Annotated in this window: 20 protein-coding genes, 1 pseudogene and 1 riboswitch; of the genes and pseudogenes, 9 read left to right on the top strand and 12 right to left on the bottom strand. The window is 73.2% G+C overall.

Annotated elements, in window-relative coordinates:
* Positions 1-28: 28 nt before the first annotated feature.
* Entirely contained in the window at positions 29-736 is a 708-nt protein-coding gene (locus OG455_RS15175) for a M50 family metallopeptidase (RefSeq protein WP_266293970.1), read from the bottom strand.
* Between the two features lie 217 nt (positions 737-953).
* On the opposite strand from OG455_RS15175, the pseudogene OG455_RS15170 reads away from it, so the two are divergent.
* From OG455_RS15170 to def, 8 genes and pseudogenes are all read left to right on the top strand, one after another.
* Positions 954-1,705: pseudogene (locus OG455_RS15170) on the top strand (SOS response-associated peptidase).
* The gene (locus OG455_RS15165; protein ID WP_266293968.1) at positions 1,705-2,403 is read left to right on the top strand and encodes an alpha/beta family hydrolase; all 699 of its coding nucleotides are present in this window, start codon (positions 1,705-1,707) and stop codon (positions 2,401-2,403) included. Before OG455_RS15170 ends, OG455_RS15165 begins: the two are co-directional and overlap by 1 nt.
* A gap of 542 nt (positions 2,404-2,945) precedes the next feature.
* The gene (locus OG455_RS15160) at positions 2,946-3,611 is read left to right on the top strand and encodes a sigma-70 family RNA polymerase sigma factor (RefSeq protein WP_323185641.1); all 666 of its coding nucleotides are present in this window, start codon (positions 2,946-2,948) and stop codon (positions 3,609-3,611) included.
* On the top strand, positions 3,608-3,967 hold the full coding sequence (rsrA, locus tag OG455_RS15155) for a mycothiol system anti-sigma-R factor (RefSeq protein ID WP_266293966.1): 360 nt from the start codon (positions 3,608-3,610) through the stop codon (positions 3,965-3,967). The genes OG455_RS15160 and rsrA overlap by 4 nt, the downstream gene beginning before the upstream one ends.
* A gap of 280 nt (positions 3,968-4,247) precedes the next feature.
* Entirely contained in the window at positions 4,248-5,669 is a 1,422-nt protein-coding gene (locus OG455_RS15150) for an HD-GYP domain-containing protein (protein WP_323185513.1), read from the top strand.
* A complete protein-coding gene (locus OG455_RS15145) occupies positions 5,666-7,318 on the top strand; it encodes an HD-GYP domain-containing protein (protein WP_266293964.1) in 1,653 nt (550 codons plus the stop codon). The genes OG455_RS15150 and OG455_RS15145 overlap by 4 nt, the downstream gene beginning before the upstream one ends.
* 228 nt (positions 7,319-7,546) lie before the next feature.
* Entirely contained in the window at positions 7,547-8,533 is a 987-nt protein-coding gene (locus OG455_RS15140; protein ID WP_266293962.1) for a hypothetical protein, read from the top strand.
* 68 nt (positions 8,534-8,601) lie between these two features.
* Complete coding sequence (gene def / locus OG455_RS15135) at positions 8,602-9,261, top strand: peptide deformylase (protein ID WP_266293960.1); 660 nt, start codon at positions 8,602-8,604, stop codon at positions 9,259-9,261.
* Between the two features lie 124 nt (positions 9,262-9,385).
* Here def and OG455_RS15130 read toward each other — a convergent pair whose 3' ends face one another.
* From OG455_RS15130 to OG455_RS15085, 10 genes are all read right to left on the bottom strand, one after another.
* Positions 9,386-10,381 (bottom strand): ribonucleotide-diphosphate reductase subunit beta, encoded by a 996-nt coding sequence (locus OG455_RS15130; RefSeq protein ID WP_266300793.1) that lies wholly within the window; start codon positions 10,379-10,381, stop codon positions 9,386-9,388.
* A gap of 38 nt (positions 10,382-10,419) precedes the next feature.
* A complete protein-coding gene (locus OG455_RS15125) occupies positions 10,420-12,834 on the bottom strand; it encodes a ribonucleoside-diphosphate reductase subunit alpha (RefSeq protein ID WP_266300792.1) in 2,415 nt (804 codons plus the stop codon).
* A gap of 187 nt (positions 12,835-13,021) precedes the next feature.
* Positions 13,022-13,152, bottom strand: a riboswitch (cobalamin riboswitch).
* A gap of 76 nt (positions 13,153-13,228) precedes the next feature.
* Positions 13,229-14,878, bottom strand: a complete 1,650-nt coding sequence (locus tag OG455_RS15120; RefSeq protein WP_266293958.1) for a glycosyltransferase family 39 protein — start codon at positions 14,876-14,878, stop codon at positions 13,229-13,231.
* Between the two features lie 62 nt (positions 14,879-14,940).
* Positions 14,941-16,647 carry a glycosyltransferase family 39 protein gene (locus OG455_RS15115; protein WP_266293956.1) on the bottom strand — a complete coding sequence of 569 codons (1,707 nt, stop codon included), beginning with the start codon at positions 16,645-16,647 and terminating at the stop codon, positions 14,941-14,943.
* A gap of 5 nt (positions 16,648-16,652) precedes the next feature.
* Positions 16,653-17,750 (bottom strand): glycoside hydrolase family 26 protein, encoded by a 1,098-nt coding sequence (locus tag OG455_RS15110; RefSeq protein ID WP_266293954.1) that lies wholly within the window; start codon positions 17,748-17,750, stop codon positions 16,653-16,655.
* Entirely contained in the window at positions 17,747-19,213 is a 1,467-nt protein-coding gene (locus OG455_RS15105; RefSeq protein WP_266300791.1) for a cellulose synthase catalytic subunit, read from the bottom strand. The genes OG455_RS15110 and OG455_RS15105 overlap by 4 nt, the downstream gene beginning before the upstream one ends.
* Before the next feature lie 241 nt (positions 19,214-19,454).
* Positions 19,455-20,726 carry a LamG-like jellyroll fold domain-containing protein gene (locus tag OG455_RS15100; protein ID WP_266293952.1) on the bottom strand — a complete coding sequence of 424 codons (1,272 nt, stop codon included), beginning with the start codon at positions 20,724-20,726 and terminating at the stop codon, positions 19,455-19,457.
* 91 nt (positions 20,727-20,817) lie between these two features.
* A complete protein-coding gene (locus OG455_RS15095; protein WP_266293950.1) occupies positions 20,818-21,336 on the bottom strand; it encodes a GNAT family N-acetyltransferase in 519 nt (172 codons plus the stop codon).
* A 253-nt stretch (positions 21,337-21,589) separates the two neighbouring features.
* Positions 21,590-22,555: a prolyl aminopeptidase gene (pip, locus tag OG455_RS15090; protein ID WP_266293948.1), complete on the bottom strand. Its 966-nt coding sequence runs from the start codon at positions 22,553-22,555 to the stop codon at positions 21,590-21,592.
* Positions 22,556-22,701: 146 nt separating this feature from the next.
* Positions 22,702-23,163: a nitroreductase family deazaflavin-dependent oxidoreductase gene (locus OG455_RS15085; protein WP_266293946.1), complete on the bottom strand. Its 462-nt coding sequence runs from the start codon at positions 23,161-23,163 to the stop codon at positions 22,702-22,704.
* 201 nt (positions 23,164-23,364) lie between these two features.
* On the opposite strand from OG455_RS15085, the gene OG455_RS15080 reads away from it, so the two are divergent.
* On the top strand, positions 23,365-24,162 hold the full coding sequence (locus OG455_RS15080; protein ID WP_266293944.1) for a TetR/AcrR family transcriptional regulator: 798 nt from the start codon (positions 23,365-23,367) through the stop codon (positions 24,160-24,162).
* 127 nt (positions 24,163-24,289) lie between these two features.
* Here OG455_RS15080 and OG455_RS15075 read toward each other — a convergent pair whose 3' ends face one another.
* On the bottom strand, positions 24,290-26,020 hold the full coding sequence (locus OG455_RS15075; protein ID WP_266293942.1) for a ricin-type beta-trefoil lectin domain protein: 1,731 nt from the start codon (positions 26,018-26,020) through the stop codon (positions 24,290-24,292).
* Positions 26,021-26,109 lie beyond the last annotated feature (89 nt).

The following is a 26,109-nucleotide window of genomic DNA, read 5'->3' as shown; positions in this document are numbered from 1 at the left end:
GACAACCGGTTCGGACCGCCGGTCGGTCTCAGCCCAGCAGCTGGCTGCCGCCCGCGAGCAGGCAGGCCAGCGCCACCACCAGGAAGAGCGCCACCCAGAGCAGCGCGCCCACCCCGGTCAGCCGGGCCAGCTGGTCGGCGTCCGAGTCGCGGGCCTCGCCGAGCCGGCGCTTGCGCTGCAGCTCGACCACCGGTCGGACCCCGGCCAGCAGCAGGAACCAGACGCCCAGGTAGGCGAAGACGGCCTGCCACTGGGCGCTGCCGTACCAGGAGATGACGAAGAAGGCGCCGCCGGTGAGCACCACGGAGAGCAGCCCGAAGACGTTCCTGATCTTGATCAGCATGGCGGCCAGCAGGCCGATCGCGATCCAGAGCAGCGCGGTGATCCGTCCGGTGGCCAGCAGCGCGGCGCCGCCCAGGCCCAGCAGCGAGGGGGCAAGGTAGCCGGCCGCGGCGGTGAGGATCATGCCGGGGCCGGTGGGCCGGCCGTAGGAGAGGGTCAGGCCCGAGGTGTCCGAGTGCAGCCGGATGCCCGCCAGCCGTCGGCGGGTGAGCAGCGCGACCAGGCCGTGTCCGCCCTCGTGCGCGATGGTCACCACGTTGCGGCTCAGCCGCCAGAGCGGGCGCGGCAGTATCACCAGCAGCGCGGCCGCGGCGCAGCTGAGCACCAGCCAGCGCGGCGGGTCGGGCTGGGTGCCCACGACCTGCTGCCACACGTCGCCGATGCTCTGGTTCATGATCATCCTTGTGGTGCCGGGGGTCGGGGAGGCCAGCAGCCTCCCATGCGAGGACCGCGGCGGGGTAGCCGCCGGTTCCCGCCGGCCGCCGGTTCCCGCCCGGACCGGGCGCCGCTGCCGCACCGGCCACCGCTGCCGCACCGGGCGGCGGTGTCGCGCGGCCCGCCGCTCCCGGTCCGGTCGCCGCCGACCCGCGGGGCCGTGGGAGGCTGAAGCCATGTGTGGTCGATTCGCGGCGAGCACCGATCCTGAGGACATCGTCGAGCTCTTCGGCGTCAGCCGGTGGGACCCGGCCCAGGCCCCCGCGCCCAGCTGGAACGTGGCCCCACCGATCCTGTCCTGGCGGTCCTGGAGCGGGTGCCCAAGGGCGGTGGCGAGCCGGTGCGCCAGGTGCGGCAGCTGCGCTGGGGCCTGGTGCCGGCCTGGTCGGGGTCGCCGGAGACGGCGGTGAAGATGATCAACGCCCGGGCCGACACGGTGCACGAGAAGCCCGCCTACCGGCAGGCCTTCGCCGCCCGCCGCTGCCTGCTCCCGGTGGACGGCTACTACGAGTGGCAGACGATCCCGAGCGCGAGCGGCGGCAAGCCCCGCAAGCAGCCCTTCTTCGTCAGCCGGCTGGACGGCGCGCCGCTCGCGCTGGCCGGGCTCTACGAGTTCTGGCGCGACCGCACCGTGCCGGCCGACCATCCCCGTGGCTGGTTGGTCACCTGCGCCATCGTGACCACCGAGGCCGAGCCGCTGCTGGCGCCGATCCATGAGCGGATGCCGCTCTTCCTGCAGCCCGAGAGCTTCGCCGACTGGCTGGACCCGGGCCTGGACGACTCGGCGCGGGCGCGCGCAATGCTGGTCGCCCCGGCGCCCGGACTGCTCCGGGCGACCCCGGTCGGCTCGGCGGTCGGCAGCATCCGCAACAACCACCCGGGCCTGACCGCACCGGCCACCCCGGAGTCCGAGGGAGCGCTCTTCTGATGCCCGCCGATCCGTCGCCCGCCGATCCGCCGCCCGCCGACCGGGTGCCCGCCGGCCCGAGGCCCGCCGGCCGAACCCTGGTGCAGACCCCTGCCGGGGCGGCCGCGATCAGCTGGCACCGGGCCGTCGAGCCGCGCGCGGTGCTGGGGCTCGGGCACGGTGCCGGAGGCGGGATCGAGGCGCCGGACCTGGTGGCGCTGGCACGTGTGCTGCCCGCCCGCGGGATCACCGTGGCGCTGGTCGAGCAGCCCTGGCGGGTGGCCGGCAAGAAGGTGGCCCCCGCGCCGAGGACGCTGGACGCCGGCTGGCTGCCGGTCGTCGAGCGGCTCGCCGCCGAGGGCCCGCCGCTGGTGGTCGGCGGACGCAGCGCGGGCGCCCGGGTGGCCTGCCGCACCGGCGCGGCGAGCGGTGCGGTGGCCGTGCTGGCGCTCGCCTTCCCGCTGCACCCGCCCGGCCGGCCGGAGCGCTCCCGGGTCGCGGAACTGCTCGGGGCCGGACTGCCGACGCTGGTGGTGCAGGGCGAGAAGGACAGCTTCGGTACGCCCGCCGAGTTCCCCGCCGGACCACGGCTGGTGCCGGTGCCGTACGCCAACCACGGCTTCGCGCTGCCCAGGTCGGCCCCGCTCGGGCAACCGGCGGCGCTGGAGCTGATCGGCGCGGCGGTGGCGGACTGGCTGGCCGGCCTGCCGCTCGGCTGAGCGCCGTCGCCCCGGCCGCCGTCGCCCCGGCCGCGGTCGCCAGGAGTGCTTTCGCCCCGGACCGCTTCGGCCCCGGACTGCCTTCGCCCCGAGGGCAGTTGCCTCGACGGCCGGCGCCCCGACCGGCGTCGCCCCGGTGGCCGTCGCGCCGGGCGCGGGCGCCGGATCCGTGCTCGGCCGGGAATGTCCGGACAGTGGTGCGGGTTAACCCCTTCGTCAGTATTGCCCCAGGCGGAAAGGCAGCGCACATGGGTTCGATCGCGTGCCGTGAGCGATCCGAGGAGCGGAGCGCGGAGAGCGCCTTCCTCCCATGGTCCGAGTGGCTGGTCGCGGGCGAGAAGCCCGTGAGCCCGATATCCTCCCTTCCGGGTCGGCTCGCGGTGAGCCGTACTCGATTCAGCGAGGAGGTGGGTCCGGTCGTCGCGACCGAGGACGAGCCGAACGTGGGCCTGGGCGGGTTCGACCCGCAGTCCGGGGCCGACCACTCGGCCGAGCCGTCCGCTGCCGGGGCTGCGTCCAGCGCCGACCAGGCGGTGGAGCCGATCAGCGGTGATGAGCTGGCCGAGGCCATCGGCGAGGACACCTTCCGGGTCTCCGCGGAGGAGACCGAGGAGGCCCGCCGAGCACGCTTCGAGCGTGACGCGCTGGGCTACCTGGACCCGATGTACTCGGCCGCGCTGCGGATGACCCGCAACCCGGCCGATGCCGAGGACCTGCTGCAGGAGGCCTTCGCCAAGGCCTACGCCTCCTTCCACCAGTTCCGGGAGGGCACCAACCTCAAGGCCTGGCTGTACCGCATCCTGACCAACACCTTCATCAACTCGTACCGCAAGAAGCAGCGGGAGCCGCAGCGCACCGCGGCCGAGGAGATCGAGGACTGGCAGCTCGCCCGTGCCGAGTCGCACATGTCGACCGGGCTGCGCTCGGCCGAGACCCAGGCGCTCGACCACCTGCCGGACAGTGACGTGAAGGACGCCCTGCAGGCGATCCCCGAGGAGTTCCGCATCGCGGTCTACCTCGCGGACGTCGAGGGTTTTGCATACAAAGAGATCGCCGACATCATGGGGACCCCCATCGGTACGGTGATGTCCCGGCTGCACCGAGGCCGCCGCCAACTGCGGGGCATGCTGGAGGACTACGCCCGCGAACGCGGACTGGTCCCGGCCGGCAGCGGGGCTGGGCGCGAGGCGAAAGGCACGGGCTCATGAGCTGCGGAGGTCCGCACGCCACGGACTGCGGCGAGGTGCTTGACCACCTCTACGAGTTCCTTGACAACGAGATGGCCGAGGGCGACTGCGCCAAGCTGCGCGAGCACTTCGAGGAGTGCTCGCCCTGCCTGGAGAAGTACGGCCTGGAGCAGGCCATCAAGGCCCTGATCAAGCGGTCCTGTGGGTGTGATGACACTCCGTCGGATCTGCGGAGCAAGGTGCTGGCCCGGATCGACAGCATCCGGGCCGGGCAGCGCACCGGCGAGCCGGTGATCGAGGTGGACCCGGCGGGAACCCCCGTGCACGGGGGCGCCGAGGTGCTGGCCGGCCCTGCGGCGGCGGCGCCGGCCGAGTAGTCGGCGAGCGGGGCCCGGGAGTCGTCCCGGGCCCCGTCGGCTTTCCCGGGACGTGACCCTGCGTCAGTTCCCTTGCTCACTCGATCGGGTGAGTGTGGGCCGTGGCGCGGCGGGTATCGCGCACTGGCGGGCTCAGCTGCCGCGGGGGAGCCCTATTCTCCTCAGACGAGCCTGTCGGCGAGTTGGGGAGGCTGAGATCGCTGTCGATCGCGGGGGCCGCGCGCTCCCTGGGCAGACGCCGGCGCGGCTCCCCGCGGCGGCCTTCGGATACGTCCTGCTGGTGCTCGGCGCCGCCCTGCTCGCGGTGCTGCCGCTGTTGCCGTGGGTCGACGCCCGGCTGGCGCTGCCCGGCTGGCTGGGCGGGCCGGTGGACTGGCCCAAGGTCGGCCTGCTCGCCTTCCTGCACGCCTGCTGGGAGTCGGTCGCCCAGGGGCTGCCCACCCCCTGCCTGCGACTGGTCCGCCGACTGCGGCAGTCGGTCCTGCGGTCGCTGGGCCGCTCGCCGGCCCCGCGCGCGGGTCTGGGCCGTGAGCCGGTGCGGCCGAGCGCCAACACCTTCCTGCCGGTGCTCTTCGCCGGGGTGCTGATGCTGCCGCCGGCCGCCGCCGCGCTGGTCGCCCTGCCGGCCGCGCTGACCGGCGCGGCCGGTGCGCCGCGACTGCTGCGCCGGGCCTGGAACGCCGCCCAGTTCGCGCTGGCGGCCTGGCCCGCCGCCGCCCTGTTCCACCTGCTGAGCGGCCCGCGGCTGCTGCTCGGCTCCCGCTACCCGGCGGCGCTGCTGCCCGCGCTCGCCGCCGTGCTGGTCTTCTGCCTGGTCAACGGGGCGCTGGTGGCCGGGATCCGGCTGCTCGCCGAGCGCCGCTCGCCGGCCGAGCTGGCCCGCGGCGCGCTCACCGTGCTGGGGCCGCCCGCCTTCGTGCACGCGCTCGGCGGGCTGATGATGGCGGTGCTCTGGCAGGGCCCGTACGGCGCCTTCGCCGCGCTGCTCGCGCTGCTGCCGCTCTCCGTCTCGGCCTGGGTCTTCGCCCAGGGCCACCGTGAGCGGGCCGCCCACCGGGCCACCGTGGAGGCGCTGGTGCAGGCCGTGGAGATCAAGGACGCGTACACCAGGGGCCACAGCGAACGGGTCGGCCGGGCCTCGGTGCTGATCGCCGATCAGCTCGGCATGACCGGCGAGCGGCTGCGCACCCTGCACTTCGCCGGCACCCTGCACGACGTGGGCAAGCTCGGGGTCGCCACCGAACTGCTGCGCCGCAACGGCCCGCTGACCGAGGCCGAGCGCCGGGCCGTCGAGGTGCACCCCGAGTACGGGCACGACCTGGTGCGCGGCATCGACTTCCTGGGCGAGGCGCACAGCGGGATCCTGCACCACCACGAGCGGATGGACGGCCGTGGCTACCCGCACGGGCTCGCCGGTGAGCGGATCCCCGAGTTCGCCCGGATCATCGCGGTGGCCGACGCCTTCGACTCCATGACCTCCACCCGCTCCTACCGGCGCGGCCGTCCGGTGCCGGAGGCGGTGACGGAGCTGCGGCGCTGCGCGGGCAGCCAGTTCGACCCGCTGATGGTGGAGGCACTGGTCACGGCGGTGGACCGGTGCGGCTGGCAGCCGGTGCTCCCCGCCGCTCCGGAGGCCGACGCCGCGGTGCCCGACATCCCGCTCGGCGTGCCGGAGCCCGCGCCCCGGACGGTGGCGCGATGAGGCAGGCGGGCAGGGCGGGGGCGGCCGCCGGAGCTGGGGCGGGCGGCGAGGCAGGCGCGGTCGGCGGGGCAGGCGCGGTCGGCGGGGCGGTCGAGAGGGGCGCGCCGGGTGCGGCGCGGCGGGAGTTCGCCGCGCCGGGCGACGAGACGGTGAGCGGGGCCTCACTGGTCCGGGCGGCGGCCCTGCTGCTGCTCGCCGGGGCCCTGGCGGCCGCGCTGGCCCACGGGGTGACCGATCCCCAGGTCGCGCTGGCCTTCGGGACGCTGATCGCGATCGGCGAGGCGGCCCGGGTGGCGGGCGTGGGTGGCGGCCGAGGCCAGGCGCCGCTGGGCGCCGCGGCCGGTCTCGCCTACGCGCTGCTCGGCCCGCTGCGCGGTCTGCCGACCGGGCAAGGGGTGTTCCAGGTGGTCGCCGTGGCGGGCGCCGGGCTGGCCCTCGGGGGGTTGGCCAGGGTGCTGGTGCGCGGTTGCGGCCGGTTGCGGCGGGCGGAGCGGGAGCGGGCGGTGCCCTCCGTCCCGCGGCCCCGGCGCACTCCGGCCGGCGGTCGGCCGAGGGTGCCCGCGCTGCTCCCGGTGCGCGCGACCGGGCCGCACCGGACCATCGCCGGGCCGCGCCGTCGTAGCGCGCGGCCCGGCTCCCCACCCGCCCGGCCGCAGCACCGGGCGCACACCAGGCCCCACGGATGGCCGGGCGGTCACGGCCGGGCCGCGCGCTACGACGGCGCGGCCCGCCGGCTGCTCACCGTCTCCTTCGCCGCCGTCCTCTTCCAGCCCCTCTACAACAGCGGCGTGCTCGACCGCATCCCGCTGGCCGGCCCGGCCTACGGCTTCTTCCTGGTGCTGGTCGCGGCGCTCGCCGGCCTGGCCGACGCGGTGCTCGCCGCCTGCCAGCGGCGCGGCGGCGGCCGGTTCGGCTCGGCGCTGGAGAGCGAGCTCCGCGCGCTGCCCGGGATCGGCTCGGCGATCGCCGCCACCGGCATGCTGGTCAGCCTCGCGGCCGGCGAGGTCGGCCTCTGGGCGCTACCGGTCTTCTGCCTGCCGCTGCTGCTGGCCCAGGCCTCGTTCCGGCGCGCGGCCGCCGTCCGGGCCACCTACGGGCAGACCATCGCCACCCTGGCCAGGGCCACCGAGGTGGCGGGCTACACGGCGCCCGGGCACGCGCGCCGGGTCGCGGACACGGCGTGCGCGCTCGGGCGCGAGCTGGGGCTGAGCACGCACGACCTCGCCCTGCTGGAGTACGCGGCGCTGATGCACGACATCGGCCAGCTCTCGCTGGTCGAGCCGGTGCGGGGCGGTGCCACCGCCGAGCTGCCCGAGCCGGAGCAGCAGCGGATCGCCCGGCTGGGCAGCGAGGTGATCCGCTGCACCGGTGTGCCGGGGCCGGTGGCCGAGCAGGTGGCCCGGCTGGCCGATCCGCTGCTCGGCCCGGACGGTCGACCGGACCGCAGCCTGCCGCTGGCCGCCAGGATCATCCGGGTGGCCAACGCCCACGAGGACCTCACCGGTCCGGCTGAGCAGGGCAGCGGCGCGCTGGCGGTGCTGCGCGCGCAGAGCGGGCGGATCTACGACCCGGTGGTGGTCGCGGCGCTGGAGCGGGTGCGGGCGCTGGGTGCCGGTCCGTGCACCGTCGCCCGCGCCGAGAGCGGGTGACCCAGCGTGACCGATTGCGCGGGAAGCGCACCCTGCCGCCGTCGTGGTTGGATGCGGTCGTAGCGTGGAACACCCGAGCAGGGGCAACCCGCCCTCTCGGCCCCGGCCACAGCACTGGGCAGCACACCGTGCGGAAGGCGAGCCGACCACCTCCGGCAGGAGCTGCCGGGCGCGGCCCGGCTCCCAGTAGGACTCAGCAGAAACCGAGCGGACAGGCGGCAGGGCAACGTGAAGATCTTCCACCGGGCACGGCATCGGCCGTCCGCCACCTGGCGGCAGACGACCGACCGGGCCTTCACGCTGATCGGTGACGGGCGCTACGAGGACGCCGGCGCGCTGCTGGTGATGGCCGCGGACCTGGAGCCGTGGCTCTCCGACTCCTGGTTCAACCTGGCGCTGCTGCACAAGTTCCGCCGGGACTGGGAGCAGGCCAGGGTGGCGGGCCTGCGCGCGGTCGCCCTGCTCGACCGCGACCAGGGCGCTCCCGACTGGTGGAACCTGGGCATCACCGCCACCGCGCTGCAGGACTGGCCGCTGGCCCGCCGGTCCTGGCAGGCCTACGGTCTGCGAGTCTCCGGCGGCGGCGCGGCACCGGACGCCCCGGTCCGCCTCGACCTCGGCACCACTCCGGTGCGGCTCTCGCCCGAGGGCGAGTCCGAGGTGGTCTGGGGCCGCCGGCTCGACCCGGCGCGGGTGGAGGTGCTCTCCATCCCGTTGCCCTCCTCCGGGCGCCGCTGGGGCGAGGTGGTGCTGCACGACGGCGCCCCGCACGGCGAGCGGGTCTCGGCCGGCACCGCCTACCCCGTCTTCGACGAGATCGAGCTGTGGGCGCCCTCGCCGGTGCCCACCTACGTCGTGCTGCTGCAGGCCGCCACCGAGGCCGACCGGGACGCGCTGGAGCGGCTGGTGGCCGAGGCCGGCTACGCGGCCGAGGACTGGACCTCCTCGGTGCGGCTGCTCTGCCGGGCCTGTTCGGAGAGCCGGATGGCCATCGACGACGGTCGCACCGTGCACCACGATCCGCACGACGACGGCGACGCCGCCCACCCCGGCCACCTGAGCCACCTGAGCCAGGGCAGTGGCGGGATGGCCTGGCTGACCGAGCGCGAGTGCGGCATCGCCGCGCCGGCCGGGCTGGTCCGGCTGCTGCTGGACCGCTGGGTCGCGGCCGCACCGACCACCCGGGCCTACCGGGACGTGGAAGAGGTCTGCTGACCGGCGCTCCAGGGCCGCGGTACTAGGCTGGGGAGGTTCCTGAGCAGGCCCACAGAAGCGGAAGAGCGATGGCGGAGCAGCACGAGCACACGCACGACCACGATCACGAGCACGAGCACGATCACGACGAGGCGGCGCAGGCCGAGCAGGCCCCGGCCGAGGTGGTCGGCGAGGAGCCCGATCCCAGCAAGGGCACCGCACGCCCGATCACGGTGGTCGGCAATCCGGTGCTGCACCGTGCGTGCAAGGTCGTCACGGAGTTCGACGCCGAGCTGTCCGCGTTGATCGACGACATGTTCCAGTCGATGTACGCGGCCGCCGGGGTGGGCCTGGCGGCCAATCAGATCGGCGTGGACGCCAAGGTGTTCGTCTACGACTGCCCGGACGACGAGAACGTGCGGCACATCGGCCACGTGATCAACCCGGTGCTGGAGGACCTCCCGGTCGACCGCCGCACGCTGGACGACGGCAACGAGGGCTGCCTCTCGGTGCCCACCGCCTACGCCGAACTGGCCCGCCCCGACTACGCGGTGGTGACCGGGCAGGACAAGGACGGCAACCCTGTCCGGGTCGAGGGCACCGGCTTCTTCGCCCGCTGCCTGCAGCACGAGACCGACCACCTGAACGGCTACCTCTACATCGACCGGCTCTCCAAGCGCGACCGCAAGGACGCGCTGCGGCAGATGGCCGAGGGGACCGCGGCCTACGCGACGGTGCCCAACGACTGACGGGTGCTCGTCGTCCGGGACGCCCGAGGGGCTGGGTCGCGATGTGCGACCCAGCCCCTCGGGCGTCTTGACGATCGATCGGAGTCGTCGGCTCAGCCGTTCGTCGGCTCAGCGGTTCGTCGGCTCAGAAGTCGTCGTCGAAGGCCACCGAGCCCTCGACGGCCACCTGGTAGGCGGAGACCCGGCGTTCGAAGAAGTTGGTCAGCTCCTGGACGTTCTGCAGCTCCATGAAGCCGAACGGGTTGCTCGAACCGTAGCGGATCGGCATGCCCAGCCGGGCCAGCCGCTGGTCGGCGACCGCCTGCAGGTACTCGCGCATCGACTCGGTGTTCATGCCGGGCAGGCCCTCGCCGCAGAGGTCGCGGGCGAACTGGAGCTCGGCCTCGACGGCCTGCTCCAGCATCGCGGTGACCTGCTCGGCCATCCGGTCGTCGAAGAGGTCGGGCTCCTCCTCGCGGACCGTGTCCACCACCGAGAAGGCGAAGTCCATGTGCATGGACTCGTCGCGGAAGACCCAGTTGGTGCCGGTGGCCAGGCCGTGCAGCAGGCCGCGGCTGCGGAACCAGTACACGTAGGCGAAGGCGCCGTAGAAGAAGAGGCCCTCGACGCAGGCGGCGAAGCAGATCAGGTTGAGCAGGAAGGCCCGGCGGTCGTCCTTGCTCTCCAGCGAGTCGAGGTGGTCGACCGCGTTCATGTACGTGAAGCAGAACTGGGCCTTCTGGTGGATGGAGGGGATGTTCTCCACCGCGGCGAAGGCCGCGTTGCGGTCGTCCGGGTCGGGCAGGTAGGTGTCGAGCAGCGTCAGGTAGAACTGGACGTGCACGGCCTCCTCGAAGAGCTGCCGGGACAGGTAGAGCCGGGCCTCGGGGGAGTTGATGTGCTTGTAGAGGCTCAGCACCACGTTGTTGGCGACGATCGAGTCACCGGTGGCGAAGAAGGCGACCAGGCGGCCGATCATGTGCCGCTCGCCCTCGCTGAGCTTGGCGAGGTCGGCGACGTCGGAGTGCAGGTCCACCTCCTCGACGGTCCAGGTGTTCTTGATCGCGTCGCGGTACCGGTCGTAGAAGGACGGGTAGCGCATCGGACGCAGGGTCAGTTCGAAGCCCGGGTCGAGCAGCATCTTCTGGCGGCCCTCGGGCTGGTCGAGGGGGGCGGAACTCACTGGCAGGCCTCGCAGGACTCGGGGTTCTCCAGGGAGCAGGCGATGGCGTCCTGCTCGGCCTGGCTCAGCGTGGGAGCGGGGACGCCCGCGGTGGGGCCGCTGACCGGCACGGCCGCGGGGCGGGCGGCGCCGGAGGCCGCCTGGGCGATCCGGGTGGCCGGGCGCGAGCGCAGGTAGTAGGTGGTCTTGAGACCGACCTTCCAGGCGTAGGCGTACATCGAGCTGAGCTTGCCGATGGTCGGCGCGGCCATGAAGAGGTTCAGCGACTGGCTCTGGTCCAGGTACGGCTGGCGGGCGGCGGCCAGGTCGATCAGCGCGCGCTGCGGCAGCTCCCAGGCGGTGCGGTAGCGCGAGCGCAGCTCGGCCGGCAGCCAGGAGAGCTCCTGCACCGAGCCGTTGGCCTCGCGCAGCGCGTCGCGGGTCTGCTGGTCCCAGACGCCCAGCTCCTTCAGCTCGCGCACCAGGTACGGGTTGACCTGGAGGAACTCGCCGGAGAGGGTCTCGCGCTTGAAGAGGTTGGAGACCTGCGGCTCGATGCACTCGTAGACGCCGGCGATCGAGGCGATGGTCGCGGTCGGCGCGATCGCCAGCAGCAGCGAGTTGCGCAGGCCGGTGCGGGCGATGGTGGCGCGCAGCGCCTCCCAGCGCTCGGTCCACTGCGGGGTGGCGTCGGCGAAGTGGTCGATGTGCAGCTGGCCGCGGGCCGCGCGGGTCTCGGCGTAGGCCGGGTGCTGCCCGAACTGCTCGGCGAGCTCGCTGGAGCGCTCGTAGGCGGTCAGCATGATCCGCTCGGCGATCAGCGTGGACAGCTTCTTGGCCTCGGCGGAGTCGAAGTCCAGGCCCAGCTGGAAGAAGACGTCCTGCAGGCCCATCACGCCCAGGCCCACCGGGCGCCAGCGGGAGTTGGAGGTGGCGGCTTCGCCGGTCGGGTAGAAGTTGATGTCCACCACCCGGTCCAGGAAGGTGACGGCGGTGCGCACGGTGGCGTCCAGCCGCTGCCAGTCCATGGCGGTGAGCAGGTCGGTGGCGGTCGCGCCGGCGGCCACGTGGGCGCCGAGGTTGACCGAGCCCAGGTTGCAGACCGCGGTCTCGGAGTCGTCGGTGACCTCCAGGATCTCGGTGCACAGGTTGGAGGAGTGCACCGTGCGGCCGGGCAGCGCGGTCTGGTTGGCGGCGCGGTTGGCGGCGTCCTTGAAGGTCATCCAGCCGTTGCCGGTCTGCGCCAGGGTGCGCATCATCCGGGCGTAGAGGGTCTGCGCGGGGATGCTGCGGACGGCCTTGCCGGCCTGCTCGGCCTTGAGGTACGCCTCGTCGAACTCCTCGCCCCACAGGTCGACCAGCTCGGGCACGTCGGCCGGGGAGAAGAGCGACCAGTCGGCGTTGGCGTTGACCCGGCGCATGAACTCGTCCGGGATCCAGTGCGCCAGGTTGAGGTTGTGGGTGCGGCGGGCCTCCTCGCCGGTGCTGTCGCGCAGTTCGAGGAACTCCTCGATGTCCGCGTGCCAGGTCTCCAGGTAGACGCAGGCCGCGCCCTTGCGGCGGCCGCCCTGGTTGACGGCGGCGACCGAGGAGTCCAGGGTGCGCAGGAACGGCACGATGCCGTTGGACTGGCCGTTGGTGCCGCGGATCAGGCTGCCGCGCGAGCGGATCCGGGAGTAGGACAGGCCGATGCCGCCGGCGTGCTTGGAGAGCCGGGCGATCTGCGCGTAGCGCGAGTAGATCGAGTCCAGGTTGTCCAGCGGCGAGTCCAGCAGGTAGCAGCTGGACATCTGCGGGTGCCGGGTGCCGGAGTTGAAGAGGGTCGGCGAGGAGGTCAGGTACTCCAGCCGGCTCATCAGGCGGTAGAGCTCGGCGACCTCGGCCACCGACTGCTCGTTGTCGCCCACCGCCAGGCCGCAGGCGACCCGGAGCAGGAAGTGCTGCGGGCGCTCGACCACCTTGCGGGTGATCGGGTGGCGCAGCAGGTAGCGGGACTGCACGGTGCGCAGGCCGAAGTACTCGAAGCGGTCGTCGCCCCGCTCGTCGATCAGCGCGTCCAGCGCGGCGGCGTGCTTGGCCACGAAGGCGGCGGTGACCTCGCCGATCAGGCCCTCGGCGTGGCCGACGGCGATCGAGGCGGTGAACGAGGTGGCGCCCTGGCCCACCGCCTCGTCGGCGATCTCCTGGGCCAGCAGCCGGGCGGCCAGCTTCGAGTACTGGGGGTCCTCGGCGATCATCGAAGCGGCGGCGTCCACGGCCAGCCCGCGCAGCTCGGCGAAGTCCGAGCCGGCGTGGCGGCCGCGCAGCGCGGCGGCGGCGACGTGGCCGGGGTCCACCTGGGGGAGGTCGGCGCTCTTGTCGGTGAGCAGCCGAAGCAGTGCCGCACCGGGATCGGTCTGGGTGGCATCGGCGGCGTGTCCCTGTGACGGCAGGGCAACTGAGGCGGCGACGGTCAAGGCGCTCTCTCTCCTGGGGCGGCGGCGGACTGGGGGAGGTCCGTGGCTCGCGCGCGGGGCAGGGGAGATGGGCACGCCGGTCTGCTCCGGCGCGCGCGTCGTCACCCTGGCCTGCCCGCGAGGCCGGACGGTACAGCTGTGCGTGAGAGGCCTCTGCGGGGAGGCCGGGCGGCACACCGTCGGCAGGTATTCGGACTCGCGGAAACCCCATGGGGGCAAGCGCTCACCGCTGCGGGGCAGTCCCGGACTCGCACCGGGTTCCCCTGCGTCGACAGCGAGAGTGAGCATACATGTAGTGGTGGCCGCTTCAAGCAGCACCATATGTAGTGTCGTGCGGAGTGGCGAAGCCAACACTCGATGGTGCCCGGCGTCAGCTGCTGCCGGGTGCCATCTGGACGTTGTGGTCACCCAGGTCGTCCGCCACCGAGGCCCGGCGGGAGGGGTGGACCCGGCTCAGCAGGACCAGTCGGACCCAGGGCAGGCTGTCGGTCCTGGTGGTCTGGAACTGACTGCGGAGCACCTGCGCGGTCTGCGGCGGGAGCGCCGCCAGCGGGTCGGCGGCGGGGCCGGTGGCCACCAGCCAGATCCGGTTGGTGTTCGCCGCGCAGGCGTCCGGGTCGTCGCACTCCTGGGCCGAGTAGAGGCCGATCTCGGCGGCCGACTTCTGCAGCAGGATATCCTTCGGCGCGGTGCGGACGTCGCGCAGCTCGTAGGCCATCGACATCCGCTCCTGCAGCGTCCCGCTGTAGACGATGCCGTCGCCCGGCTGCTGGTCGTGCAGCATGATCCGGGTGAGCCGGTTGTAGTCCGGCTCGCCCGCCAGGTCCTGGTGGGTCGCTCGGATCCCGGGCCAGGCCGTCCAGCCCAGTCCGGCCACCGCGGCGGCGACCAGCACCCAGCTCAGCAGCCGGCGCGGCAGCGCGGGGGCGGCGCCGCTGGTCAGCGGTCCGCCGACCCGGCACACCGCCGCGGCGGCCAGCAGGGTCCAGGCGGGCAGGGTGAAGAGCAGGTAGCGGTTGAGGAAGAGGTGCAGCCAACTCGCGGTGGCGAAGGTGACCAGGGGCGGCAGCAGCGCCCAGGCCGCGAGCAGCGCGGCGTGACGGCGGGCCGCCAGCAGCCCCAGCAGGCCCACGGCCAGCACCGCGAGCCCGACGTGCCAGGAGAGGAAGAGCGTGTCCGGGTAGGCCTTGAGATCGGCCGGCCCGGTCTTGTTCCAGGCGATCTGGGCGCTCTGCGACCGGCCCTGCAGCACCATCGGCACGGTGAGCGAGCCGCCGGCCAGCACCGCGGCGGTGAAGGCCCAGCGCGGGACCAGGTCGGCCCTGCGGGTCCTGGTCAGCACCGCGGCCAGGTGGCCGGCCAGCACCGAGAGGGTCACCAGGTGGGTCCAGCCGAGCAGCGGGATGGTCACCGCGTACCCGACCCAGCTCTTCAGCGAGGGACGGTCCAGGGCCCGGACCAGCAGGTGGGTGGAGGCGATCGCGACCAGGACCGCGAAGGCGTACGGGCGGGCCTCCTGGCCGTACCGGGTGGTGCTGGGCAGGACTGCCAGCAGCAGGCCCGCCAGCAGCCCGGTGGCGGGCGTGAAGAGCCGCCGGCCGAGCAGTGCCAGCCAGCCGGCCGCCACCGCCATGGCGATCGCGGACGGCACCCGCAGCGCGGTGGGCGAGTCGCCGAACAGGTCGATCCAGCCGTGCAGGAACAGGTAGTAGGGCAGCAGCACGATGTCCACGTTGTGGATCAGCTTGCTGAGGTCGCCGATCGACAGGGTGGACGCCCACCAGCTGGCCTGCTCGTCCCGCCACATCTGCCGCTCGCCGATGTCGTGCAGGCAGCTCGCCAGGGCGGCGGCGGCCGGCAGCGCGACCAGCAGGGCGGCGGAGAGCGGTCCGCCGGCGCGGTCGCGGCGCTCGGCCCGGCGCCTGTCCCGGCGGCTGCCCGCGGGGGGCGTGGCGGCCGGGGCCGGCCGCTGCCCGGGGACGGCCGCGAGCTCGGTGGCCGGTGCCTCGTCCAGGCTCATGGGGGAGTCTCCGCTGGGGGGTCGGGTGGCACGGCCGCGGGTCGCCGGCCTGCTGGGCGGGGTCACTGGCGGGTCCAGATCCGGTAGGTGTTGTCGCCGTACTGGGTGTGGAACGGCAGGGTCGCCACCAGGCGGTAGGCGGAACTGCCCCGCAGCGCGTCGGTGATGGCGGTGTCGGCGTCCGGCGTGACGTTCCCGGTCAGCACGATGACGTTGAAGTAGCCGTCCTTGACCGCGGTGCCGAACCCGTCGTTCCCGTAGTGGTGCTTGTGGTCCTTGCCCACGTAGTCGATCGCGAAGGTGGACTGCCACTGGTCCCAGCTGGTGCTCTTGCGCAGGTAGTACGCCGGGATCTCGTACTCCTCGGCGAGGTAGTGGCCGCCCGGCACGGTCAGCCGCTGGACCTCCTCGGCCATCCGGGTGGAGTCGGGCGGGGTGAACTCGTGGTGGGCCTGGACCATGCCGAAGATCAGCACGGTCACGTAGAGCATGATGCCGAGCTGCGGCTGCCGGAAATGTGGACCGACCAGGCGGGACAGGCCCAGCCCGGCCATCGGGGCGGCGAAGAGCAGGCCGAAACCGACGTGCTTGAAGAGCGAGGTGTCGGTCTGCAGATACGACTGGTAGGCCGGGGCGAGCAGGGCGGAGCCGCAGAGCGTCACGCCCAGCAGGAGGCGCCGGACCCGTCCGGGGGTGTCGCCCGCAGACCAGGGCATCTCGCCCATCCGGGAGCGCCGGACGTACGCGATCGCGCCGCCCACCGCGGTCAGGAAGACCAGCCCGCCCCACTGGCCCGACAGTTCGAAGAGCGACAGCGGCGAGGACGTGCCGTGCGCGCGGGCCGTGGTGGTCTGGCTGAGGCCGCTGACCGCGCCGGAGAAGTACGCCACGACCCCCAGTACGGTGCCGGTGCCGAGCCCGAAGCAGAGTCCGCGGTAGAGCGCCTGGTGCCGTTTCTTGACCGGCGCTCCGGAGAGCACGGCCAGCACCAGCAGGGTGGGCAGGAAGAGGCCGGCCGCGTACTTGACGGCCATCGCCAGGACCGCCGGTGCCACGGCCAGCAGCACGGTCGCCGGGTGCTTGCCGGTGGTCCGCACCACCGTCCAGGCCGACACCGCGAGCAGGAAGAGCGCGGCCGCGTCGAAGGTGGCGAAGTAGCCGAGGAAGATCGTGGACTGCACCACCGAGAAGAGCGCGGCGGCACCCAGCGCGGCCCGGTCGTTGAACATCCGCCTGGTCATGCCGAACAGCAGGCCGGTGGTGGCGAGCATCATGGCCAGGCTGACCAGCCGCACGCCGGTCAGGCCGGCGACCGAGTCGACCGCGCCGGCGAGGACCGGGTAGAGCAGCGGGTAACCGGAGAAGAAGCCGTTGAAGTCGGCGGGCACCGGGGCGCCGTGCAGCAGGTGGTGCAGCTCCAGGTGGCCGGCCGCGATGTAGAGCGCCTCGTCCTCGAAGGCCCGGCCGCGCATCCGCAGCGACAGCCCGGCCTGGATCGCCAGGATGCCCAGCAGCAGCAGCCGGCTGATCCGGCTGGCCCGCCGCGAGTTGACGGACCAGGCGGCATCCGGCGGTGTGGGCAACTGGTAGCCGCGGTCCGGCCGGGCCGGCGCCGCGGTGGGCTCGGTGGGCTCCGCGGGCTCGGTGGGCTCGGTGGGCGCGCTGGGTTCGGTGGGCTCCGACGGGTCGGGTGCAGCGGTCAGGTCGGGTGCAGCGGTCGGGTCGGTCGCGGCGGTCGGGTCGGTCGGTTCGGCGGGCTTCATGGTCATGTCCATCAGGGCTGTCGCACGTCGAAGCCGAAGCGCGGGTCGGCGGCGTTGCGCCGGAACGAGTCCTGTGCCTGCGGGCTGCTGTCGACCCGCCAGTTGGTCTCGCCGACGACGTTCTTGTGGAAGTTGAACCAGACGAAGCCGAGGATGTCGCCGCGTGCCTCGACGCTGGTGAACAGGTCGGTGATGTCGTTCCCCTTGCCAGCGCCGGGGGAGGAGGCGGTCTCGGCGATCAGGAACGGCTTGGCGGTGAAGACCCGGATCTCGTCCAGGGTCGGCTCGAAGAGTGCCTTGAAGGTGTGCAGTTCGCTCTGGCCGTAGTAGCCGATCACCCCGACCCAGTCGACGTAGCCGTCCCCGGGCCAGTACGGCTGCAGCGGGTCGTGCGCGATGTTGGTCTGGTTCGGGCTCCAGACCCAGATCACCGAGGTGGCGCCGACGCTCTGGAAGAGGTCGTGGATGTGCCGCCAGGCCGCGACGAAGTCGGCCGGGGTCGCGTGCTTGTTGCCCCAGGGCGTCCAGTCGCCGTTCATCTCGTGGCCGAAGCTGAGCGCGAGCGGCCGGTTGGTCTGCCGGATCGCGGTGGCCACCTGGCGGATGTAGTCGTCGCTCTTGCCGGCCGCTATGTCGGCCAGCGAGACGGTCTTCGGCTCCCAGGACATGAACGGCAGGGCACCGGAGTTCCAGGCGTTGGCCGAACCGCCGCCGTCGAAGGGGTCGCCCCAGGCGGAGTAGAACTCGACCAGGTTCGGCTTCTTGCCCACCAGGTTGGTGTACTCCTGCACCGACTGCATCGAGTCCGGCGCGCCTTCGGCCGCGACGCCGAAGTACTTGTGCGCCGGGTCGAGCAACGGGCGGATGTCGTACGGCAGGTCCGGGGCCGGCTTGCCCGACGCGGAGGGCTCCGCGGTGGCGGTGGCGGCGGCGGTGGTCGGGACCAGCGGCTGCGGTGCCATCTGGTCCGTGTTGTACTGCGCGCGGCCGGCGGCGGAGAAGGTCGAGCAGCCGGAGAGGCAGGCCAGCAGCACACCGAGGGCGAGCAGGGCGGTCCCGGTCCGCCGCCATCGGGCGCGGCCGGCGCGATCGGTGGGCCGGGGCATCATGACAGCACCTCCTGGGCGTGCGGCTGGATCAGCACCCGGCCGACCACGCACGCGTAGAACAGTCCACCGCTCAGCACCAGGGCGAAGTCCGGCGGATAGAGGGTCAGCAGCCGCCACACCGCGCCACCCACCCACAGCGCGGCGGTCAGCGCGCACCAGCCGTACATGCCGATCCAGAACCGCCGCAGCGACCGGGTCTGCCGGGCGCCCGCCGAACCGGTGGGCTTCCAGCCGATCTCCCTGCCGCGCAACTGGTCCCAGATCGCGAAGACATGGGCCCATCCGTACATCTGCCGCACGGCCCAGGCCTCCAGCCGGTAGGGGTTGCGGTGCCACAGCGGCAGCGCCACAGCGGTGTACAGCACGCTGGGCAGCAGCCAGACGGTCTGCTCGGCGCGCAGCAGGTCGGGGCGGAGCAGCAGCAGGAAGATCGGGATCAGCGGGGCCAGCAGGGTGAACAGCGCGGTCTGCAGGTAGTGCAGGAAGCCCGAGATGAAGCAGAGCCGGGTGGTGAAGGGGAGTTCGGTCTCCCAGAACCGCTTGCTGGTCACCAGGCTCAACGAGCCGGCGCACCAGCGGTACTGCTGGTTCTGGAAGGAGGCCACCGAGTCGGGGCAGACGCCGGTGGAGAGCGGCACCGGCACGTACTCCAGGCTGTAGCCGCGACTGGCCAGGTCGAAGCCGGTGTAGATGTCCTCGGAGTGGTCGATCAGCGTGATGCCGCCGACCTCCAGCAGGGCCGAGCGGCGGTAGACGGCGCAGGAGCCGACGCAGATGGCACCGCCGCTGCGCTGCCTGGACACCTGGACGGAGCGGTAGAACAGCTCCTGGACCGAACCCGCGCCGCGCTCGATCCAGTTCTGCTGGTCCAGGATCCGGAAGTACTGCGGGGATTGGGCGATGGCCGCCTTCGGATCCTCGGCCAGGTAGGGGAGCAACTCCTCCAGCAGGTCCGAGCGGGGGGCGAAGTCGGCGTCCAGGATCAGGATGTACTCGCCCTCGGTGCCGCCCAGCGCGTGGTTCAGGTTGCCCGCCTTCTTGAAGCGGCCGCGGTCCGGGCGCACCACGTAGCGGAAGCCGAAGTCCTTGGCCATCGCGGCGATCTGCGGGTCGTCCGAGTCGTCCAGGACGTACGGCCGGGCGATCCCGGGGTACTGCCAGGAGAGCCGCCGCACATGGGTCCAGGTGTTGTGCAGCACCTCGATCGGCTCTCCGCACACCGGCAGGAAGATGTCGACGCTCGGGTACTCGCTCGGCTGCCAGCCGAGCACCCGGCGCCGGTGCGCCCGCAGGTCGAAGTCGTGGGTGAAGCTGTCCAGTCGCAGGGAGATCAGGTAGTCGAGGCTGATCAGCGCGAGGAACGGCGCGAAGACCCAGAACCACGGGCTGGACGACGAGAAGCGGAACTGGCTGACCGCCAGGCACCCGAAGCAGACCACCGACAGCAGGGTCAGCACCCACACGTGCCGTTTGGCGTAGGAGTACTTCTCCTGGTCGTCCGGTGGTTGCGGCAGGAGGCCGCGCCATGCGGGCGGCCGGCTCCGGCGTGCCGGAGTACCGCGCCGGCGGTTCGCCGTCGCGGTGCTGTTCTTAGGGCTCACCAGGACACCTAACGCAAATCGGGCAGGGCGGTCACCCGGAACCAGCTCCCGCGGGGCGGTTCCGGCGACCGGAGGCGACCAGTCGCCAGTCGTTCGACTGCTACTAGTCCATAATCCACGAAGCGGTGGCCGGCGTATCCGCCAAGGCGCCCTTCGCCGATGAGAGTTGGGAGATCTTGTCAGCCGGCAGCGCCTGGTTCCAGACCTGTACCCGGGCGATCGCCCCGCTCCAGAAGTCGACCGGCTGGCCCTTGTAGACCGCCTTGCCGATCGAGAGCGGCTCGGCGACGTTCAGCACGCCGGTGACCGGGGTGGTGCTGGCCGGCGCGCCGTCCACGTAGAGGCTGATCTTCTGGGTGGACTGGTCGTAGACGCCGGTGAGCAGGGTCCAGCGCCCGGTGGTCGCGTCCTGCTGGGAGAGCGCCTCCTGGCTGTTGCCGTCGCCGGCGGCGGTGTTGACCTTGAAGGCCCACTTGTTCACGCCGTTGTAGCCTTCGCGGCCCAGCTCGAAGGAGAAGCCCCCGGTGGTGCCCTGGCTGATCGCGCTGCGGCTGCCGACCGGGGCGTCGTTGCGGACCAGCGCCGAGACGGTGAAGCTGTGCGAGCTGTCGATCACCGGTCCCGCGGTCTGCGCGAAGGAGCCGTCGACGCCCTGGAGTTCCAGGCCGTGGCCGCTGCGGTCCTTCTCCTCGGCGACCCAGGCGTGCGGGCCGATCGTGGCCGGGTAGGCGCCGCCGCTGTCGGCGAGCGCGCCGTTGGCGGTGGTGATCTGCGGTGCCGGGGTGGACGCGGAGACGGACGGCGTCGGGCTGCCGTGCGCCGGGGTCTTGACGGCCTGGGGGGTGCCGCCCTTCTTCCCGGAGGAGAGCGCGAGGTATCCGCCGACGCCGCCGCCGCCGACCAGGACCACGGCCAGCGCGATGGCGGCGAGCCGCAGCCGCCGCTTGCGCCTGCTGGTCTGCGCGGTCTGGTCGGCCAGGGCCTCCCAGTCCATGGCGGAGGAGGGCTGCGGCCCGAAGTTCTCCTGCGGCGGCGGGAACTGGCCGCCCGGCTGCTGGTAGGGAGGCTGCTGGTACTGGCCGGGGGCCGGTTGCGCGGGCAGCGGGTACGGCCCCGGCCCGGCCGGCGGGAACTGGCCCGCCGGCGCGGCGGGCGCGGTCGGCGGGAAGTGTCCGGCCGACGGGAACGGTCCGGGTGCGACCGGTCCTGGAACGACCGGTCCGGGGGTCGCGGGCCGTGCTCCGGGCACCCCCGCCTGACCGGGGGGCTGAGCACTCGAAGGCCCCCCGGACTGCCACGTAACGCCACTCGGCTGCGCCGGCTGCTCCCCGTTCGCCGGGGCCACCCCGTCCTGCGCGCCACTGCCATCAGTCATGGCTCGGGATCATATGCCATGCCTATGACCGAAAGAGCGGCTCGGTCGGGGCAGCTGCCTTTCCGTGACCCGGGTCCGCCTCGGCAGCACCTCAGGGCAGCAGGGGCATCGCGTACACCCACAGCTCGATCTCGGGTCGCGGGTACCAGTCGCGCTCCGGGGTGCGGCGGAAGCCGACGCGCTCGTAGATCCGGTGCGCGGCCGTCATGGCCGGGCGGGTGGAGAAGGCCATGCCGGACAGGCCCAGGGCGCGGCTGCGTTCGACGCAGGCGCGGACCAGGGCCTCACCGACGCCGCGGCCGCGGGCGCTCGCGGCGGCGGCGAGCATCCGGATCTCGCCCTCCTCGGGGGTGGCGATGTCGGCCCACGGGGTGCCGCCGACGGCGAAGGTGACGCAGCCCAGCACCCGGCCGGTCGGGCCGGCGGAGAGGTCGGCCGGGTCGACGGCGACCAGTAGTTCGGCCTCGGTGGCCCGGCGGCGGGTGTCGGCGAGCTGCTCGACGTAGGGGCTGGCGGCGGAGGTGTGGCCATCGCCGACGAAGGCCTCGACGGTTATCGCGCCCGCGGGGTCGAGATCTGCTTCGGTCGCGGCGCGGATGAGGATGTCCATCGAACCAGTGTGCCAAGGCGCAGGTCGGAGGCGGCGGGGAGGGTGCCGCGCAGGCGGTCGGGGTTCGGGGGAGGGGTGATGGCGGGCGTGGGGGGCGGGCGTGGTGGCAACGGGCGAGGCGGGGACGGGCGAGGCGGGGACGGCGGCCATGGCAGGTGTCGTGGTGGCGGTGGAGTGCAGGCGGTCGGGGAGGTCGGGGTCGGCCGGAGCCCGGTGTTCCGCGGCATTCGGGCCGACCCGCCGCGGGTGACCGCTACGCGCCGCGTGTCCCGCTGAACCTGGTGAGCGCCTTCAGCGTGGCGGCCCGCAGGCCGGGGCTGCCGGTGTGGCCCGAGTCCTCGATCACGGTCAGCTCCGCGTCCGGCCAGGCCTGGGCCAGCTCCCACGCGGTCTTCAGCGGCAGGCCCAGGTCGAGCCGGCCGTGCAGCAGCACCCCCGGGATGCCGGCCAGCCGGTGTGCGTCGCGCAGCAGCTGCCCGTCCTCGAACCAGGAGTCGTTCGCGAAGTAGTGGGCGCAGAGCCGGGCGAGGGCCTGCAGCGCGTCGTCGGGCCGGGCGCTGTAGATGCCCGGACTGCCGTTCGTCTCATGGGCGATGACGGCGTCCTCCCACGCGCACCAGTCCCGAGCCGCCTTCCACCGGACCGCCTCGTCCGGGCTGTTGAGCAGCCGGTCGTACGCCGCGATGAGATTGCCGCCCCGGTCCGCCTCCGGCACCGCGTCCCGGAACGCGGCCCAGGGGCCGGGCAGCAGCCGGCCGACGCCGTGGTAGAGCCAGTCGGTCTCCTCGGGGCGCCCGTTGAAGACGCTGATGAGGACGATCTCGGAGACCCGCTCGGGGTGGCGCTCGGCGTAGGCGAGACTCAGCGCGGTGCCCCAGGAGGCGCCGTAGAGGAGCCAGCGCTCGATGCCCAGGTGCTCGCGCAGGCGCTCCATGTCGGCGATCAGGTGGTCGGTGGTGTTGTGTTCGAGGCTGACGGCCGGGTCGGACGCGTGCGGCAGGCTCAGGCCGCAGTTGCGCTGGTCGTACTGGACGACCCGGAAGACCTCGGGGTCGAACACCTTGCCGCCGCGCCGTCCGCCGCCGCCGGGGCCGCCGTGGACGCACAGCACGGGCTTTCCGTCGGGGTTGCCGCGGGTCTCCCAGGCGATCCGGTTGCCGTCACCGACGTCGAGCAGGCCCTGCGCGTGCGGTTCGGGCAGTGGGGACGGCTGGTACATGGCGATCTCCTCCTGAACGGCGTGAAGAACAAACTCGCCACGCTAGCCGGAGGACGGTTCGGTGTCTCCCGCTTTCCGGGAGTGCTCTGGGCCGGTCAATCAGCCTGTGCCGGAAAGGAAGTGACTGGTACTCAGATGGGTGCGGGTCAGATCGCGGTGACTCGGAACACCGGGTAGCCGGGCGCGATCCGCAGCAGGGTCCGGTCCGTGGCGTCGGCGTCGACGCCGTCGAAGAAGGCGCCGACCTCGAACTGCCACCGCCGCAGGTAGGCGCGCAGCACCTCGGGCTTCTCGGCGTCCGGCAGTTCGGTGGCCCGGAAGGCCTCCGCCCGCCGACCGAGCCGCAGTTCGCCGGTACCTGCCGCGCGCAGGTTGCGCACCCACTGGGTGTGGCCGCGCGGCGCGACCAGGTAGCGGGCGCCGTCGTGGGCCAGCAGGTTGACCGGGGTGGTGCGCCACTCGCCGCTGCTGCGGCCGCGCACGGCGAGCAGCCGTGAGCCCCGGATGCTGAGCCCGGCCCGGCTGAGCGCGGCCATCGCGCGGTTGGCGAGGGCGGTCCACCGGCCGGGGTGCAGGTAGCGGGTGGCGTGCGGGGTGGTGATGGACATGAGGGCCTCCGGGTGGGCGGCGATGGGCGGCGATCGCCGGTTGGAGCAGTGCTCCGTAACGATGGCGATGCTCTTGTTCGAGAGCGGTGCTCTCGCTCTCACCTCTCCACCTTGGCACTGCCTCAAGGTCCGGTCAAGAGCAGTGCTCTCGTTTGTGTCCGCCGCTCCCGTCCCGCCCTCGGCCTGTGGCAGGCTGGGGCCATGGCAGCGATTCGAGGGGCCCGGGAGCGGGCGCGGGCGGAGCTCACCAACGAGATCAAGCGGGAGGCGCGCGCCCAGCTGGCGCGGGACGGCGCCCAGCAGCTCTCGCTGCGGGCCGTCGCGCGGGCACTCGGCATGGCCTCCTCGGCGCTGTACCGGTACTTCCCCAGCCGCGACGACCTGCTCACCGCGCTGATCGTGGACGCGTACACCGACCTGGCCGAGACGGTCGAGCGCGCGGTGGCGACCGCCCGGCCCGCACTGCCCGCACCGGCGGCCCCGTCCGCACCGGCAGCCCCGTCCGGACCGTCCGCACCGTCCGGCGGTGCCGACGACGACTCCCGGCTGGAGCAGGCGCTGCTCGCCCGGGTCCGCTGGCGGGCGTGCTGTGCGGCGGTGCGCGGTTGGGCCAGGGAGCACCCGCACGAGTACGCGCTGATCTACGGCACTCCGGTGCCCGGGTACCACGCCCCGGCCGAGACCATCGCCTCGGCCGCCCGGATCCCGCTCGCCCTGCTCGGCGTGGTCCGCACCGCCGCGCCGCGGCTGGACGCCGTCCCGGGCCGCCCGCAGGCGCCGGAGCTGTCCGCGCAGACCGCGCGGCTGGTCGCCCAGTACGCCCCGGAGCTGCCGCAGGCCGTGGTGGCCCTGGCGCTGATCGCCTGGACCCAGCTCTTCGGCATGGTCAGCTTCGAGCTCTTCGGCCACCTGGCCGGCACGGTCCAGCCGAACGACGCCTTCTTCGCCTACGCCATCGAGCAGATGGCCGACCTGCTGGGCCTGCCGGCCGTCGACTGAACGCGACCGCGCACCGCTGCTCCCGCTCCTCTCGGGCGCGGGGCGGCGGTGCGCGGTCGGTGCGTCGTCGGACCGGCCGTCAGACCGGCCGTCAGACCGGCCGTCAGACCGGCCGTCGGACCGGCCGTCAGACGGGCAGTGACCAGGCCTGGTTCGCCTGGTGGTCGCCGCACGTCCAGACGTCCAGCTCGGTACCGTCCGCCGTGCCGCCGCCGGTGACGTCCAGGCAGAGGCCGGAGCCGGCGGCCGTCAGGGTGCCGTCGCCGTTCGCGGTCCACTGCTGGCCGCTCGCGCCGCAGTCGTTCAGGGTGACGGCGGCCCCCGCTGAGCCGCCGGCGGCCGTGAGGCAGTTGCCGAGGGTGCGGACGGTGCCGTCGGAGTTCAGCGTCCAGCGCTGGTTCGCGTTGCCGGTGCAGCCGTAGAGGATCACCGGGTTGCCGTTGGTCGTCGAACTGTTGGAGTCGTCCACGCACTTGGCGCCGTTGCCGGTCAGCTGCCCGGTCGGCACGGGAGCCGCGCAGCCCTGCGGGGTGAGCCGCCAGATCGCGGTGCCGTGCGCGGGCACGGTGGCGGTGAGGTTCGAGCTGGTGGTCGAACTCGCGCCGGTCCAGAGGTTCTTGGCGCTCACCGTGCAGCCGGGCAGGCCGACCGAGGCCAGCGCGGTGCTGATCGACCGGGCGCTGCCGGTGCGGTTGAGCACGGCCACCGCGCGGTCGCCGTTCGCCAGCGGCCGGGCCAGCACGTCGGTGCTGCCGTTGGTCGAGACCACGGCCGCCTGCTCGCCCGCGCTGTCCTGGTCGAGCGCGACCAGGTCGGTGTTGCCGAGCGCGGCGAGCGCGGCGGGAGTCAGGTGGGCGACGTCGGAGGAGAGGATCATCGGCGCGGCCATCATCGACCAGAGCGCGACCTGGCTGCGCGACTCGTCGTCGCTCAGCCCGCCGTCCCCGGCGATCAGGAAGTCCGGGTCGTTCCAGTTGCCCGGCTTCGCGTAGCGGCCGATCCAGCGGTTGTAGCCGTAGTTGGAGAGCACCGAACTCCAGCGCGAGGCGCTCGGGTTGCTCGCGTCGTAGGTGGCGATGTCGTAGCCCTCGCGCCAGAGCTGGCCGTCCTGGCCGACCCAGCCCAGCACCGAGAACCAGCTCGGGTTGCCCCACTCGCCGCTCTGGAAGTAGGCGGGGGCGGACTCCGAGAAGGTGATCGCCCGGCCGCTGCCGCGCAGGGCGGCCGCCTGGGCGTCGTAGGCCTGGCGGTAGGCCTGCTCCTGGGTCTGGCCGGGTGCCGTCCAGACGTTGCAGCCGTCCAGCTTGAGGTAGTCCACGCCCCAGGACGCGAACGAGGCGGCGTCCTGGGCGAAGTGGTCCGCGCCGCCGCCCTGCGGGAGGCCGCTGCCGGGGTAGCCGCCGCAGGTGCTGGAGCCGGCGTCCTCGTAGATGCCGAACTTCAGGCCCCGGCTGTGCAGGTAGCTGCCCAGCCAGGCCATCCCGTGGGGGAACTCGGCCGGGTCGGCGACCAGGTTGCCGGCGCTGTCGCGGCTGCTCGACATCCAGCAGTCGTCCACCGTCACGGTGGTGTAGCCCTTGGCGGCCAGGCCGCTGCTGACCAGGGCGTCGGCGTTGGCGGTGATGGTCGATTCGCTGATGCCGCACTGGTAGTGCGCCCAGTCGTTCCAGCCCATCGGTGGTGTGGCGGCGAGCAGTTGCGGTACGGCGGATTCGGACGCGGACGCGGACGCGGGAGCGGCTGCGGGCGTGGCCGGACGTGCTGAGGCCACGGCCGGGGCGGCGGCGCCGGCCAGCGGGAGGGCGAGCAGGGCGCAGGTGGTGGCGAGTCGGCCGAGGGCACGGCGTGCCGAGGGCATGGTGGCTCCTTCCGAGCGGGGGCATGGGAAAGTGCGCAACCAGTGCAGCGTTGACGCTCATTCATGTCAAGTGAGTCGTCGAAACGCGC

Source organism: Kitasatospora sp. NBC_01287 (assembly GCF_026340565.1).
In the GTDB taxonomy this organism is placed as follows: Bacteria; Actinomycetota; Actinomycetes; order Streptomycetales; family Streptomycetaceae; genus Kitasatospora.
Note: the sequence above shows the minus strand (reverse complement) of the source record. Positions and strands in the feature narration are given on the sequence as shown.

Excerpts from the sequence above, each read along its gene's own strand:
- OG455_RS15175 (WP_266293970.1), bottom strand. The coding sequence starts at position 736 with ATGAACCAGAGCATCGGCGACGTGTGGCAGCAGGTCGTGGGCACCCAG.
- OG455_RS15165 (WP_266293968.1), top strand. The coding sequence starts at position 1,705 with ATGCCCGCCGATCCGTCGCCCGCCGATCCGCCGCCCGCCGACCGGGTG.
- rsrA (WP_266293966.1), top strand. The coding sequence starts at position 3,608 with ATGAGCTGCGGAGGTCCGCACGCCACGGACTGCGGCGAGGTGCTTGAC.
- OG455_RS15145 (WP_266293964.1), top strand. The coding sequence starts at position 5,666 with ATGAGGCAGGCGGGCAGGGCGGGGGCGGCCGCCGGAGCTGGGGCGGGC.
- def (WP_266293960.1), top strand. The coding sequence starts at position 8,602 with ATGGCGGAGCAGCACGAGCACACGCACGACCACGATCACGAGCACGAG.
- OG455_RS15130 (WP_266300793.1), bottom strand. The coding sequence starts at position 10,381 with ATGCTGCTCGACCCGGGCTTCGAACTGACCCTGCGTCCGATGCGCTAC.
- OG455_RS15120 (WP_266293958.1), bottom strand. The coding sequence starts at position 14,878 with ATGAGCCTGGACGAGGCACCGGCCACCGAGCTCGCGGCCGTCCCCGGG.
- OG455_RS15115 (WP_266293956.1), bottom strand. The coding sequence starts at position 16,647 with ATGACCATGAAGCCCGCCGAACCGACCGACCCGACCGCCGCGACCGAC.
- OG455_RS15110 (WP_266293954.1), bottom strand. The coding sequence starts at position 17,750 with ATGATGCCCCGGCCCACCGATCGCGCCGGCCGCGCCCGATGGCGGCGG.
- OG455_RS15100 (WP_266293952.1), bottom strand. The coding sequence starts at position 20,726 with ATGACTGATGGCAGTGGCGCGCAGGACGGGGTGGCCCCGGCGAACGGG.
- OG455_RS15095 (WP_266293950.1), bottom strand. The coding sequence starts at position 21,336 with ATGGACATCCTCATCCGCGCCGCGACCGAAGCAGATCTCGACCCCGCG.
- pip (WP_266293948.1), bottom strand. The coding sequence starts at position 22,555 with ATGTACCAGCCGTCCCCACTGCCCGAACCGCACGCGCAGGGCCTGCTC.
- OG455_RS15085 (WP_266293946.1), bottom strand. The coding sequence starts at position 23,163 with ATGTCCATCACCACCCCGCACGCCACCCGCTACCTGCACCCCGGCCGG.
- OG455_RS15080 (WP_266293944.1), top strand. The coding sequence starts at position 23,365 with ATGGCAGCGATTCGAGGGGCCCGGGAGCGGGCGCGGGCGGAGCTCACC.
- OG455_RS15075 (WP_266293942.1), bottom strand. The coding sequence starts at position 26,020 with ATGCCCTCGGCACGCCGTGCCCTCGGCCGACTCGCCACCACCTGCGCC.